The sequence below is a fragment of the Psychrobacillus sp. FSL K6-2843 genome, assembly GCF_038626375.1.
In the GTDB taxonomy this organism is placed as follows: Bacteria; Bacillota; Bacilli; order Bacillales_A; family Planococcaceae; genus Psychrobacillus; species Psychrobacillus faecigallinarum.
The window spans coordinates 3,064,228-3,077,710 of record NZ_CP152021.1 but is presented as its reverse complement, the minus strand read 5'-3'; the positions used below and the strand labels follow the sequence as shown (position 1 = coordinate 3,077,710).

Annotated in this window: 14 protein-coding genes; 12 read left to right on the top strand and 2 right to left on the bottom strand. The window is 36.8% G+C overall.

Annotation, left to right across the window (positions count from 1 at the left end; all coding sequences use genetic code 11):
- Positions 1-50 precede the first annotated feature (50 nt).
- The 6 genes from MKY94_RS15585 to MKY94_RS15560 all read left to right on the top strand — a co-directional run bounded on the left by MKY94_RS15585 (position 51) and on the right by MKY94_RS15560 (position 3,231).
- A complete protein-coding gene (locus MKY94_RS15585) occupies positions 51-524 on the top strand; it encodes a GyrI-like domain-containing protein (protein WP_342577343.1) in 474 nt (157 codons plus the stop codon).
- Positions 525-534: 10 nt separating this feature from the next.
- The gene (locus MKY94_RS15580; RefSeq protein ID WP_342577342.1) at positions 535-1,554 is read left to right on the top strand and encodes a serine hydrolase domain-containing protein; all 1,020 of its coding nucleotides are present in this window, start codon (positions 535-537) and stop codon (positions 1,552-1,554) included.
- A gap of 7 nt (positions 1,555-1,561) precedes the next feature.
- Entirely contained in the window at positions 1,562-2,092 is a 531-nt protein-coding gene (locus MKY94_RS15575; protein ID WP_342577341.1) for a GNAT family N-acetyltransferase, read from the top strand.
- On the top strand, positions 2,085-2,249 hold the full coding sequence (locus tag MKY94_RS15570; RefSeq protein WP_195761981.1) for a hypothetical protein: 165 nt from the start codon (positions 2,085-2,087) through the stop codon (positions 2,247-2,249). The genes MKY94_RS15575 and MKY94_RS15570 overlap by 8 nt, the downstream gene beginning before the upstream one ends.
- Positions 2,250-2,434: 185 nt before the next feature.
- Positions 2,435-2,761 carry a hypothetical protein gene (locus tag MKY94_RS15565; protein WP_342577340.1) on the top strand — a complete coding sequence of 109 codons (327 nt, stop codon included), beginning with the start codon at positions 2,435-2,437 and terminating at the stop codon, positions 2,759-2,761.
- Entirely contained in the window at positions 2,758-3,231 is a 474-nt protein-coding gene (locus MKY94_RS15560) for a GNAT family protein (protein ID WP_340844753.1), read from the top strand. Before MKY94_RS15565 ends, MKY94_RS15560 begins: the two co-directional genes overlap by 4 nt.
- A 90-nt stretch (positions 3,232-3,321) precedes the next feature.
- On the opposite strand, the gene MKY94_RS15555 is transcribed toward MKY94_RS15560, so the two are convergent.
- The gene (locus MKY94_RS15555; RefSeq protein WP_144539011.1) at positions 3,322-4,098 is read right to left on the bottom strand and encodes an enoyl-CoA hydratase-related protein; all 777 of its coding nucleotides are present in this window, start codon (positions 4,096-4,098) and stop codon (positions 3,322-3,324) included.
- A 151-nt stretch (positions 4,099-4,249) separates the two neighbouring features.
- On the opposite strand from MKY94_RS15555, the gene MKY94_RS15550 reads away from it, so the two are divergent.
- Both MKY94_RS15550 and MKY94_RS15545 read left to right on the top strand, forming a co-directional pair.
- Positions 4,250-5,482: an HDOD domain-containing protein gene (locus MKY94_RS15550; protein ID WP_342577339.1), complete on the top strand. Its 1,233-nt coding sequence runs from the start codon at positions 4,250-4,252 to the stop codon at positions 5,480-5,482.
- A gap of 121 nt (positions 5,483-5,603) precedes the next feature.
- Positions 5,604-5,957: a hypothetical protein gene (locus MKY94_RS15545; RefSeq protein ID WP_144539007.1), complete on the top strand. Its 354-nt coding sequence runs from the start codon at positions 5,604-5,606 to the stop codon at positions 5,955-5,957.
- Here MKY94_RS15545 and MKY94_RS15540 read toward each other — a convergent pair.
- Positions 5,954-6,463: a competence protein ComK gene (locus MKY94_RS15540; RefSeq protein WP_229654114.1), complete on the bottom strand. Its 510-nt coding sequence runs from the start codon at positions 6,461-6,463 to the stop codon at positions 5,954-5,956. The two genes, MKY94_RS15545 and MKY94_RS15540, sit on opposite strands and share 4 nt — an antisense overlap.
- Positions 6,464-6,675: 212 nt before the next feature.
- On the opposite strand from MKY94_RS15540, the gene MKY94_RS15535 reads away from it, so the two are divergent.
- The 4 genes from MKY94_RS15535 (at position 6,676) to MKY94_RS15520 (ending at position 13,458) form a co-directional block, all read left to right on the top strand.
- A complete protein-coding gene (locus tag MKY94_RS15535) occupies positions 6,676-6,906 on the top strand; it encodes an IDEAL domain-containing protein (RefSeq protein ID WP_144539003.1) in 231 nt (76 codons plus the stop codon).
- 463 nt (positions 6,907-7,369) lie between these two features.
- Positions 7,370-9,352, top strand: a complete 1,983-nt coding sequence (gene uvrB, locus MKY94_RS15530) for an excinuclease ABC subunit UvrB (RefSeq protein WP_342577338.1) — start codon at positions 7,370-7,372, stop codon at positions 9,350-9,352.
- A 6-nt stretch (positions 9,353-9,358) separates the two neighbouring features.
- Positions 9,359-12,229: an excinuclease ABC subunit UvrA gene (gene uvrA / locus MKY94_RS15525; RefSeq protein ID WP_144538999.1), complete on the top strand. Its 2,871-nt coding sequence runs from the start codon at positions 9,359-9,361 to the stop codon at positions 12,227-12,229.
- A 101-nt stretch (positions 12,230-12,330) separates the two neighbouring features.
- Entirely contained in the window at positions 12,331-13,458 is a 1,128-nt protein-coding gene (locus MKY94_RS15520; protein ID WP_144538997.1) for a DUF4097 family beta strand repeat-containing protein, read from the top strand.
- The last annotated feature ends 25 nt before the right edge of the window (positions 13,459-13,483 follow it).

Sequence of the window (13,483 nt, the reverse complement as noted above, 5' to 3'; positions counted from 1 at the left end):
CGAGGTATATAGAATAGGGATAATATATGGGCTTTCAAAGGAGGATCTAGATGACAATAGTACATGAATGGGTTAAGGATTTAGGAGAGCTGAAGTTAATCGGACTTCGCGTATTGTGTCCTGGAGAAGAATTTGGTAAAGAAATCCCAAAAGTTTCTCTAGAGCTAGACCGAAGAATAGGAGAAATTCGACTGGTTAAGAACCCATCAGTCCAAATAGGGGCATTCATAGTAGATGCTCAATCTGAGGAGGAGGATGGTTATTGGGTATGTGTAGAAGTAACGGATTTTGTGAATGTTCCAGAAGATATGATGGCTTTAACAATTCCTCCTCAAAGATATGGATCATATAGACATAGAGGACCGAATCATGAAATATTTAATTCCTATAACGTACTCCATAATAGAATAGAAGAAACAGAATATGAGAGAGCAAAGGAAAAATGGCATTTAGAGATATTTACTAGCTGGAAGGATAGTCACAACTTAGATGTAGAGCTATTAGATACATTGAAATGGAAATGAGGATAGAGGAATGCAACTAATAAATAACCTAACTAATCAATTCAGTTTAGTAGAGGAGCATGTTCAGCATACATATGAATCGGTTTTTGCATCTGGAGCAGCTGCTATCGTCATTTATAAGGATGAAATTGTATTAGAAAAATATTGGGGTACTCAATCGACTAGAACTAATTCCAGAAATATTCAAGCAGATACACAATTCCATGTAGCTTCTGTTCGAAAGAGCTACATAGGTTTCGCGGTAGCATATGCCGTACATCATGGCTATATCGCTTCGATTGATGACGAAGTGACAAAGTATATTGCAAATCTAGAGGAAGAGATTTTTCGTGGAACGACGATTAGACACCTATTGACACACACGCATGGGTTAACTGAGCAGGACGGGAAAATCGTGCGAGAGTTTTTATCCGGGGAAAGCTGGGCATATCGACAGATTAATATTAAATTACTTGCCGAATTAGTAAAAATAACGACGGGGCAAACAGTAGCCGATTTACTAACGGAGCAGGTATTTCAGCCTTTACAGTTAAACGAGACTGGCTGGTATACGGAAATCGGTCCAAAAATCGCCGAAGTAATTAGTGAAACCGGTCAACCAAAAAAAGTAGCTACAAGCAGTGCAGAAGGTGATCAAATCAATATGTTCATTTCAGCAAGAAACCTATCTTATTGGGGGTACCTTCATCTAAAGCTAGGATTTATAGACGGTGAGCAGGTTATACCAAAAGAAATTATTCAACTATCCACTTCCCTTATAAGTCCAAGTACAATAGATAAGAATCTGCCTCAGCACGGATTCCTTTGGTTTGTGAAGGAATTATTGGCGAAACAGACGGAGATTGGGGAAATGGTCCCGTGTGGCTCCTATCAAATTTTAGGGTTTACAGGAGTTGCAGTGCTTGTGATACCCGATCGCGATATAGTGGCAGTCCGAATGGTTAATAGCTACGGTTCTCCAGAAAACCATGATTTTCTAGCGGATATAAGGTCCTTTGGCGATAGTGTGATGAAGAGTTTAAAGGAGTGAACAATAAATGATTATTTTTAAGCAATTTGATCATAGCGTGCATACCGCAGAGGAAATGGCTATGCTTTATCAAGCAATATGGAAAAAAGAAGAGGATGACTTTTTCGAACGTATTCAAAGGCATGCAGATTACGAAGGTTTTTTAGGAATCGTAGCTTACAATGATACAAACGAGTGTGTGGGATTTGCCTATGGCTACAAGTCGGAGAAGGGGCAATATTACCGTGAGCTTCTAGAAAAGGAGTTAACTTCTGATGAAATAGAAATGTGGTTAAGTGATTGCTTTGAATTTGTAGAGTTAGCGGTTCATCCCTCTTATCGGAAAAATGGTTTCGGTAGGAAAATGGCCGATAAATTGGTAAACAATTCTCATAGGAAAACGTCTATATTGACTACTCAGGTAAGTAATTTAGCCGCTCAGACATTGTACACAAGCTTAGGCTGGGTAGTGGTAAAAGAAAATTTTATTCCTTCTCCAGCTGATGAACCATATGTCATTATGGGGAAAGTGTTAAAAGGAGATAGTTTTGATGAATAATTGGACATATATTTTGTATTTTATTGTGTTAGGGGTTGTTTCATTTTTTACAGGAGAAATTGTTACATTTGTTATGCTAGGGTTTATAATAATCAGTCTCACTAACATCCACAACACTTTAAAAGAAATTTTACACAAGAAGAAAACGGAAGATTAATTATTAAGGTATGATGTGGCTCCTTATAATCATTCCGTTGCTCGGGGTTTGGTGGTTTTTAAATTTAATAGTGTTACTTGAGAAATTGAAGGCAGGAAAAAACTATCAAAATCAAAAATTGTTGGGAGCAGTATGTACATTCTTTTTGTTGCTGTTCCTTATCTATTTCCTAATGGGGAGTGCTTATGTACAGTTTTGAAGCTTTTAGCACGTTTACATTAATGAGACCTGTCTTTATCACGTTTCTACTTTTGGCTGTGATGTTATTTATAATAGTAGTTCTCCCTATACAAAGAAAATGGTTAACGAGCTTCACTATTTCTAGCATTTCTATTGTTTCTATAGTTGCGTGTGCCCAAATGCTTTATATAGAAGGAATTATAGTAGATGAGCTTAATTTAGGAGGAGATATAGTTTCAACCTTTATGTTCCTCGCTATAACTTTGTTGAGTTTATTAAACCCTATTATTTATTTTCTAAGACAGGGTAAGAGGGGAGGAAAAAGTGCTTGAGCTATACACTTCAACCAATGACTCAAAATCAGGCAAATGTTATTGCCTATAGCTGGCATTATGAGGAACCATATTCCTTTTATAATATGGAGGCTGATAAAGAAGATTTGGAAGAATTTCTAAATCCGATAAGCCGCGGTGATTCTTATTTTGTCGTTTTGGAGCATGATGAAATCATCGGCTTCTTTGGCTTTACTTCCGTATCCCCTGGGGAAATTGATATTGGACTAGGCATGCGTCCAGATTTAACGGGTAGGGGAAGAGGGTTAGATTTTTTGCAAGCAGGCATGCAGTTTGCACTAAATAGATTTCAACCGACAATCATTACTTTATCTGTCGCTGCCTTTAACAAGCGAGCTATAGCTACCTATAAGAAAATAGGCTTTGAAAAGGTTAGTAATTTTTCACAGGATACTAACGGAGGAAGCTATGAATTTGTCAAAATGATTTATAAAACAGCCAAGGAGTAAATCTCTTTGGCTGTTTTGCTGTGGTTTTTCATCAGTAATTATAAGGAAAATTTAGTTGATTATTATCTTATTTTGATTTTTGGAGTTGTATTATTTCCCCTTAAAAACAGGCTTTCTTTTTTCGTTAAATGCATTTAATGCCTCTACACGATCCTCGGTTGGAATAGTGACCTCATAAGCCTTACGTTCAATTTGTAAGCCGGTTTGTAAATCTACGTTCATTCCTTTTTTTACGGCAAATTTCGCTTGCTGAAGTGCTACAGGGCCATTTGCAAGGATAAGGGCTGCGAAGCTCTCGGTTTCCTGCTTTAACGTTTCACGACTAGCAACTTTAGTTAAAAGTCCATATGTGAATGCTTCATGTGCTGTTAATCTCTTAGCTGTTAAGATAAGCTCCAGCGCCTTCGACTCTCCAATTAAACGTGGCAAACGCTGTGTCCCACCAGCCCCAGGAATGATGGCCAAGCTTGTTTCCGTTAGTCCCATTAGAATGTCATCTGCTGCAATCCGGAAATCACATGCGAGTGCCAGCTCAGTACCACCTCCAAAAGCATAACCATTTAACATGGCAATGGTTGGCTGTGGCAGGTTTTCAATCATAGAAAATACTTCACCTATTTTATATATATTTCGCTTTACTCGTTGCTCTGTTAATGTTCGACGCTCTTTTAAGTCAGCCCCAACACTAAAGGACTTTTCGCCAGAGCCTGTAAAGATTACTAGTCTAATGTCAGGATTAATGCGAATGGATTCGGCTATTTCACCAAGCTCGCGTAGCATGTCGTAATTGAATGCATTCAATGCCTCGGGTCTATTTAATGTCACATATCCAATATTACCTTGTTGTTCATAAGCAATGGTTTCCACTATATCTCCCCCTAAAATACGATAAGTTCCTCATATCTTAACATATCATTTTATGATTATTCTGTCACTAAAGGAAAAAATAGGTCGTTTTTCCTTACTTTTTTTGATACAATAGTTATAAATTACATTTCTTAGAACAAGAGGAATTAAAATGGATATCTTTATTGCAAGACAGCCAATTTTTAATATAAACGAATCGTTATTCGGTTTTGAATTGTTATATAGAAACAACGAAGACAATTCTTTCCCAGAAGTGGATGCAGATATGGCTACGATTGATGTGCTAACGCATTCATTTCTTACTATAGGTATAAATGAGCTTGCAGGTGATAAGCTATGCTTTATCAACTTTACTGAAAGTCTTCTCGATAAGGAAGTTTTAAAAAGATTTCCTTCCAACAGAATTGTGGTGGAGATTTTAGAGGACATTATAATTACGCCAAGTATTATACAAAATATTAGACAGATAAAAGCAATGGGCTTTCTCTTGGCATTAGATGATTTTGTACTAAAAAATAATGTTCTTTACTATGAAGAATTATTTAGTATTGTTAACTTCATCAAAATAGACTTTCTTTCTAGCTCAATAGAGGAGCGAAATGCTGTTGAAAAGATTGTTCAAACTAATTATCCTCATATAGTTTTGCTTGCAGAGAAGATTGAAACCCGTATCGATTTCTATGAGGCAAAGGCAGCAGGCTATAAATTGTTTCAAGGCTACTTTTTTGCCAAACCTGAAATCATTAAGTCCACGGAGATTCCAGGTAATATAATGCAGTATTTGAGACTGATTAGTCTTTTGCGCAATGAGGAAGCCACTTTGGATGAAATAGCTATTGAAATTGAACGTGATGTTTCTTTGACCTTTAAGGTGCTTAAATTGATTAATTCATCAGCTATTAAAACTCGCTCCAAGGTTCGCTCGATCAAGCAGGGTGTATTGATGCTCGGGCTTGAGGAAATCAATCATTGGATTCATGTATTAATGCTACGTGAAGCACATAACACACATAACGGAGACGGACTAGCTATTATAGAGGCATCCTTGTTTAGAGCGAAATTTTGTGAGCTGTTAGCGAAAGAAAAGCGTCTACATAATTCCTCTGAATATTTATTGGTAGGGATGTTCTCCTTAATGGATACATTATTGCATAGAGAAATGGAGCAACTAGTAAGAGAATTACCTCTTTCAGATGAAGTAGCAGCGACTCTGTCTGGTACTAAAACAGACCTGACGGCTTTCTTAGACTTAACAATTGCTTATGACGAGGTACGCTGGACTGATATGTTTGAAGGTGCTGAGACAATCGGTATTGATTTCCCCTCACTTAATAACTTTTATAAGGAGGCCCGTCGGTGGGCTTCTGAAATAGTTACTCAATAATACTACTGCCAATTTTCGGATTGGCAGTTTTTTTATTGAATTTCTTTTCTTTCCATTGCATTTTCTTTGATAAGTTGTAATATAATAAGAACAAGTGTTCTTAAAAAGAAAGGTGATTAAGATGCCATTAATACCTGAAGAGGCGATTCCTTATTTTGAAAATATGATTTATCTTCCTATGGTATTTACCATCTTGGAAAAGGATCGGACGATTTTTGAAAAGGCTCCCTTCAAATTAAACAGACCATATATAAACATTGTCGAAGAAGCAGTGAAGCAGGTACAAAAAGAGTTAAAAGACACACATATTTACATGAGGAGGCATAGTATGAAAGTGCTCCGAGGAGAAGGAGATGATATGTTCACAGAATATGTATTTTTTCATGGTGGCTACGAGGAGCATCGACGTTATTTGAATGTCCGTCTTCGTAACCGCGTAGAAGAACTACTTACAATGTACTTAACCATTTCCTAATCGATTGGTAATGTTTTTCGAACTGCATGTCTGGAAGTTATAAAACCGTGGTTTAAAAGATGGCTCATTCTTTTAAGAAAATGGGTACTTAAAATATTGGAATAGGCAATCTGACGGCTGATAGTATTCGTAGAAACAGGAACATCAATTGTGTCACCGTTCGGTAAGACGATAGTAGAGCCTTTTTGAGTAGGGTAGAATGCTTCAATTGCTTGAAAGGAAAACCAGATATTTAAATCAGATTTAGGAGAAAGGATAGGAAGCAAAATACAAGGCGAACCATAGTCATGCGCAAGTACAATTGGAAGCTTAAAGTAGTTACCAATGGTTTCTCGAGACAAATTTACAGCATGTTGAAAGGAAGAACCGTAGAAAGCACAGGAGTAGCGAACAATTTCATATGGCTTTTTACTTACAATGAAAGACTCGCCAGAAAAATTAATAACTTTCGTGTAAACTTTGTTATTTACTACTAAAGGTTGAAGGGACGCTGTTTCAAAGGAAATAAGATGGGATTTATTCTCATATTTTTTTGCCAGAAAATTTCACTCCTTAGTATAATATAATTTAAATTATAGTTAAATTTGGAAATAAATCAAGTTAATATATCTAATTATTAAAATATTTGATGTTTACTATATAATCTAAATTTTCTTAAAATGATTGCAAGTAGCCTTTAGCTTTTATATAATATAAAAAAGGCATCGGGGTGATTATAATGGACAAACAATATTCATATACAGATTTTATGAAAGCAATGGGACAAACAGGGAAAGAAAGCTCCGCAGAAAAATTGTTAAACGAAATTTATCTTGATATGTTTTTAAATGTTGTCCACCGGGAGCAAAGGAGTTATCGATTACTAGAGTTGATAGATGAGGCGTTGGATCGTAAGGACAGAAAAGCATTTAACGAATATACAAATGTTTTGCTCCAACTAAAGAGTTAAACAAAAGCCGCTTATGCAGAGCGGCTTTTTTCTATTTATGGAGTTGAATTTAAAAATGAGTTAATTTCATAAATAGAGCCTTGCCATTAAAAATGAACAAGTTTCACTTAGTTGTTTGGATGATGGTCATCGCGCAGAATGCGTAAATCAATGTAGGCAGTAAGATTCATCGTTTAAAACGATTTCTTCAAATAAGTGGACTTCAATTTTTCTAAGATAGTAAGGGCTTCGTGTAGAAACAAAAATAAAAATTATTCCTTTACTCTTTGACAAATTAGAATCTTATGTAGCTTTTTCTTGAAAAGAGGGTAGTAATACAAGGAGTAATATTTTATTCAAACGTTGCTACATCAATAGTCCAACATACTCAAAATAAAAAGTTTTAAAACGTATGTTCGTTTTAATAGTGTTAGAAAAATGATTATGTTACACTAAATTTATTAAGCACACGGGAGGCAAACATATGGAACAAATCTTTGATTTACAATCTCCGTATGAGCCGGCAGGGGATCAAGTAGAAGCGATTAAAGAACTAGTTAAAGGAGTAAAGAAAGGTAAAAAGCATCAAACATTACTAGGGGCCACAGGTACCGGTAAGACCTTTACTATTTCTAATGTAATTCAACAAATCGATAAGCCAACCCTTGTAATGGCCCATAACAAAACACTGGCAGGACAACTATATAGTGAGTTCAAGGAATTCTTTCCTAACAATGCAGTAGAATACTTTGTTAGTTATTATGACTACTTTCAACCAGAGGCATACGTACCACAAACAGATACTTATATAGAGAAAGATTCAAGTATAAATGAAGAAATAGATAAATTACGACATTCTGCCACTTCCTCATTATTTGAGCGTAAGGATGTCATTATCATCGCTTCAGTTTCCTGCATTTATGGTTTAGGGAATCCAGAAGAATATAGAGAGATGGTTGTGTCTTTAAGAACAGGTATGGAAATCGATAGGAATCAGCTATTAAGAAAGCTTGTAGATGTTCAATATGAACGTAATGATATTAATTTTACTCGTGGAACATTCCGTGTCCGTGGAGATGTGGTGGAGATATTCCCTGCTTCCCGAGATGAGAGATGCCTAAGGGTAGAATTTTTTGGTGATGAAATAGATAGAATTCGTGAAGTAAACGCATTAACAGGAGAAATATTAGGAGAGCGTGACCATGTAGCTATTTTCCCTGCATCCCACTTCGTAACTAGAGAAGAAAAAATGAAAATAGCGATTAACAACATTCGTCAAGAACTAGAAGAACAACTAACCATCCTTCGCAGCGAGGATAAGTTGTTAGAAGCTCAGAGATTGGAGCAACGGACCAATTATGATTTAGAAATGATGGAGGAAATGGGATTCTGCTCTGGAATAGAAAACTATTCTCGTCACTTAACATTAAGGGAAGCAGGAGCGACCCCCTATACATTATTAGATTATTTTCCAGAGGATTTCTTGCTCGTAATAGATGAAAGTCACGTTTCGTTACCTCAGGTTAGAGGAATGTATAATGGGGATCAGGCTCGTAAATCAGTATTAGTGAATTACGGCTTCCGTTTGCCATCAGCTTTAGATAATAGACCTCTAACATTCCAGGAATTTGAGGGACATGTAAAACAAGCAATCTATGTATCAGCAACACCGGGACCATATGAATTGGAGCATACACCAGAAATGGTTGAACAAATTATTCGCCCAACTGGTTTATTGGATCCAGTCATTACCGTAAAACCTATTGAAGGTCAAATAGATGATTTAATCAATGAGATTTATGAAAGATCGGCAAAAAATGAACGAGTACTGATAACTACTTTGACGAAAAAGATGTCCGAGGATTTAACGGATTATTTAAAAGAAATAGGCATTAAGGTGCAATATTTACATTCTGAGGTAAAAACCTTAGAACGAATTGAGATTATTCGAGAGCTTCGATTAGGTACTTATGATGTTTTAATCGGCATTAACCTGTTGAGAGAGGGGTTAGACTTGCCAGAGGTTTCACTAGTTGCTATTTTGGATGCCGATAAGGAAGGATTCCTACGTTCGGAACGTTCATTGATTCAAACGATTGGTCGAGCAGCCCGAAACTCCAACGGAGAAGTTATTATGTATGCAGATAAAATGACAGATTCCATGAAAAAAGCAATCGATGAAACAAAGCGTCGTCGTACAATTCAAATGGAATATAACGAAAAGCATGGCATTACACCTAAAACAATTGTGAAGAAAATAAGAGAAGTAATTAGAGCCTCTCAAGTGGCTGAAGAAGAGGAAAGCTATGCACAGCAATTAACTAGTGGAAAAGTCTTAACTAAAGAGGAAAAGGGTAAACTACTAGAAAAGCTAGAAAAAGAAATGAAAGATGCTGCAAAGGCGCTTAACTTTGAACGGGCTGCTGAATTACGTGATGCAATTTTGGAGCTCAAGCTGGAAGGATGATGATTGGTGAAAAACCAAGAGATTAATATTCAAGGTGCTCGTACAAATAATTTAAAAGATATAAGTATCAAAATACCAAGAGATAAGCTTGTCGTTATGACAGGTTTATCTGGTTCTGGTAAGTCTTCCTTAGCCTTTGACACTATTTATGCTGAAGGACAACGACGTTATGTAGAATCCTTATCGGCATACGCAAGACAGTTTCTAGGCCAAATGGATAAACCAGACGTTGATTCAATAGAAGGGCTATCACCGGCCATTTCGATTGATCAAAAGACGACAAGTAAAAATCCAAGATCTACAGTAGCAACTGTTACAGAAATTTATGATTATATGCGATTGTTATATGCTCGGGTAGGGAAGCCAATTTGTCCAAACCATGGAATTGAAATATCCTCGCAAACAATTGAGCAAATGGTTGACCGATTAAGCGAGTATCCAGAAAGAACTAAAATGCAGATTCTTGCTCCGATTGTTTCTGGTCGTAAAGGAACTCATGTGAAATTACTAGAAGACATGAAAAAGCAAGGATATGTACGCGTTCGCATTAATGGAGATTTAATAGACTTAGATGACGATATAAACTTAGATAAAAATAAAAAACATAATATTGAAGTAGTCATCGACCGAGTTGTATTAAAAGAAGGTATAGCTGCACGATTAAGCGATTCCTTAGAATCTGCGTTGCGACTCGGAGATGGACGAGTTCTAATAGATGTGATGGAACAAGAGGAGCTACTATTTAGCGAGCATCATGCATGTCCAATATGTGGCTTTTCCATTGGCGAGCTAGAGCCGAGAATGTTTTCGTTTAACAGTCCATTTGGTGCGTGTACAGATTGTGATGGGTTAGGCACCAAGTTAGAGGTCAATCCAGATTTAGTTGTTCCAGATAAATCATTAACTTTGGAAGAGGGAGCCATTGTAGCATGGCAGCCTACGAGCTCTCAATACTATCCGAAACTATTAGAGGCAGTGTGTAAGCATTACAAAATAAAAATGAATGTTCCAGTTGAGAAATTACCTATTGATCAGTGGAACAAAATTATGTACGGTTCAGGAAAGGACAAAATTCGTTTCCGTTATCAAAACGAATATGGCCAAGTAAGGGACAATTCGATTCAATTCGAAGGTGTACTTGCTAACATTGAAAGACGTTATAAAGATACGTCCTCTGATTATATTCGTGAGCAAATGGAAAAGTATATGGCAGAGCATGATTGTCCTACTTGTAAGGGCTACCGTTTAAAGGAAGAAACGATGGCGGTGAAAATAGATTCATTGCATATTGGCCAAGTTTCTAGATTTTCGATTGAGGAAGCAAATAAATTTTTCAGTGAACTGACATTGTCAGAGAAGGATATGCAAATCGCTCGATTAGTTTTAAGAGAAATTGATGAACGACTTAGCTTTCTAGATAATGTGGGACTAAATTATTTGACTCTGAATCGGGCATCTGGGACGTTATCTGGAGGAGAGGCTCAACGAATTCGTTTAGCGACCCAAATAGGCTCTCGTCTTACGGGTGTGCTTTATATTCTTGATGAACCTTCTATCGGTCTACACCAAAGAGACAATGACCGTTTAGTAGCAACTCTGAAGGATATGCGAGATATAGGAAACACTTTAATCGTTGTAGAACATGATGAAGATACGATGATGGCTGCTGATTATTTGATTGATGTAGGTCCAGGAGCAGGAGTACATGGTGGACAAATAGTAGCTGCCGGAACTCCTGAAGAGGTAATGAAAGATAAAAATTCTCTTACAGGACAATATTTAAGCGGGAAAAAGTTTATCCCTCTTCCTCTAGAAAGAAGAAAACCGGATGGTCGTTTTATTAAGATTAAAGGTGCTAAGGAAAATAACCTGAAAAATGTTAATGTCGATATTCCACTAGGGGTATTTACAGCTGTGACAGGTGTATCTGGCTCTGGGAAAAGTACATTGGTCAACGAAATTCTGTATAAATCATTAGCACACAACATTAACCGAGCTAGAACGTTGCCAGGTGCACATAAAGCAATAGAGGGAATTGAAATGCTAGATAAGGTGATTGATATCGATCAGTCGCCGATTGGACGCACACCTCGCTCAAATCCTGCCACTTATACTGGCGTTTTTGATGATATAAGAGATCTCTTTGCAACGACTAATGAGGCTAAGATTAGAGGATATAAAAAAGGACGCTTCAGCTTTAATGTAAAAGGTGGACGCTGTGAGGCTTGTCGAGGCGATGGAATTATCAAAATCGAGATGCACTTTTTACCGGATGTTTATGTACCTTGCGAGATATGTCATGGTAAACGCTATAATCGAGAGACACTGGAAGTTTTATATAAAGGAAAAAGCATTTCGGACATTTTGAAGATGACAGTAGAAGAAGGGGTTGCTTTCTTTGAAAACCATCCGAAAATCAGTCGTAAAATACAAACCCTTTTTGATGTGGGGCTAGGTTATATGGAACTTGGTCAGCCTGCAACCACTCTTTCTGGTGGAGAAGCGCAACGTGTGAAACTGGCTTCAGAGTTACATAAGCGCTCGAATGGTAAGTCATTTTATATTTTGGATGAGCCAACTACAGGATTACATGTCGATGACATTGCAAGATTACTTATTGTTTTACAGCGCTTAGTTGAAAATGGAGATACTGTTCTAGTCATTGAACATAATTTGGACGTCATTAAAACAGCTGATTACTTAATTGATTTGGGACCAGAGGGTGGCGATAAAGGTGGAACAATCCTAGCATCTGGAACACCAGAAAAAATTGCAGAAGCCAAGAATTCCTATACTGGTAAGTATTTAAAAACTATATTAGAGCGTGATCGTAAAAGAATGGAAGAAGGCATTAACAAAGCAACTACAAAAAGTTAAAAAACTCAAAAAGCTTCAATGAAACTTTTTGACTCATAGAACGTATAACTAATAGGAAGAAATTTGCAATACACTTTTAATTTATGAGGAGGCCTTTCACTATGCAAGAGGAACGTAAACGTATTTTAGATATGGTTGAAAACGGCACGATTACTGCACAGGAAGCACTAGCACTTTTAGAAGAGCTCGGTAAGCAAGCAACAATAGTCACTCCCCAAGTAAATGAACAGAAGTTTGAAGAAAAAGAAAAAGAAAAAACGCATCAAACGAGACAAGGAAATACTGATTTTATCGAAGAACTGAAACGTGATTTTACTATGGTAGGAGATCGCTTCATGCAGTTCATGCAAGGAACTGTAGATAAGATGAAGGATTTCGAGTTTGAAGTTAAATTAAGTGATCCGGTTACGTTTGAAGAAAAATTTGTAAAAGAAGATATACAATTTGAGGATATCGCGATTAATCTTGCAAATGGTAAAGTGGAAATTCATCCATCTGAGGAGCCTTTTACCCACGCAACAGTGAAGGTAAAATCCTTTAAAAATTCTACAGAGGAAGAAGCAAGAACAAGATTCCAAAATGAGTTTATCTTTACTACTGAAGGAAATAAATTACGTGTTTATAGTGATATGAAAACGGTAGCCGTACAAGTAGCACTTTATATACCAGAAAAAGAATATAATCATATTTCTGCGCGTTTGTTTAACGGTGATTTCATTGCGAAAAACCTAGAATCTAAAACCTTTAAGATTAAGACAACAAACGGTAAGGTGGAATTGGAAGATAGTAAGTTCCATAGAGCAGACATAGAAACTGTAAATGGCTCAGTCCAGGTTCAAAATGTTGAAGGTGACACCGTTGAGGTAGAAACGATGAATGGCCGCATTTACGTAGATGGAAAATTGAAGGACATAGAAGGCTCTTCGGTTAGTGGACATGTAATTCTGACAACGAAAGACAAAGAAGCACGTAAAATCGAAGGAACAGCGGTAGCAGGTACTGTTGAAATTTATGTACCTAAAAACGTTTCTTTAAAAGGCGAAACTTCTACACAGTTAGGGCGTATAGATGTGCAGCTTTCTGATGTAACTCAGTTAAACCAATCTGAGCAGCTTCTCAATAAAAAAGTAGGCTTCACAAAAGTAGTAGACTCTGAGGGAGAGCCGTTAAGAGTATATGGAGATGCTAAAACAGGATCAGTTTTAGTTAGATATACAACGGAAGCATAATAAACAACTAAGACCAAGTCATTTG

Excerpts from the sequence above, each read along its gene's own strand:
- MKY94_RS15545 (WP_144539007.1), top strand. The coding sequence starts at position 5,604 with ATGCCATTAATACCTGAAGAGGCGATTCCTTATTTTGAAAATATGATT.
- MKY94_RS15520 (WP_144538997.1), top strand. The coding sequence starts at position 12,331 with ATGCAAGAGGAACGTAAACGTATTTTAGATATGGTTGAAAACGGCACG.
- uvrB (WP_342577338.1), top strand. The coding sequence starts at position 7,370 with ATGGAACAAATCTTTGATTTACAATCTCCGTATGAGCCGGCAGGGGAT.
- MKY94_RS15585 (WP_342577343.1), top strand. The coding sequence starts at position 51 with ATGACAATAGTACATGAATGGGTTAAGGATTTAGGAGAGCTGAAGTTA.
- MKY94_RS15570 (WP_195761981.1), top strand. The coding sequence starts at position 2,085 with ATGAATAATTGGACATATATTTTGTATTTTATTGTGTTAGGGGTTGTT.
- MKY94_RS15565 (WP_342577340.1), top strand. The coding sequence starts at position 2,435 with ATGTACAGTTTTGAAGCTTTTAGCACGTTTACATTAATGAGACCTGTC.
- MKY94_RS15575 (WP_342577341.1), top strand. The coding sequence starts at position 1,562 with ATGATTATTTTTAAGCAATTTGATCATAGCGTGCATACCGCAGAGGAA.
- MKY94_RS15580 (WP_342577342.1), top strand. The coding sequence starts at position 535 with ATGCAACTAATAAATAACCTAACTAATCAATTCAGTTTAGTAGAGGAG.
- MKY94_RS15550 (WP_342577339.1), top strand. The coding sequence starts at position 4,250 with ATGGATATCTTTATTGCAAGACAGCCAATTTTTAATATAAACGAATCG.
- MKY94_RS15535 (WP_144539003.1), top strand. The coding sequence starts at position 6,676 with ATGGACAAACAATATTCATATACAGATTTTATGAAAGCAATGGGACAA.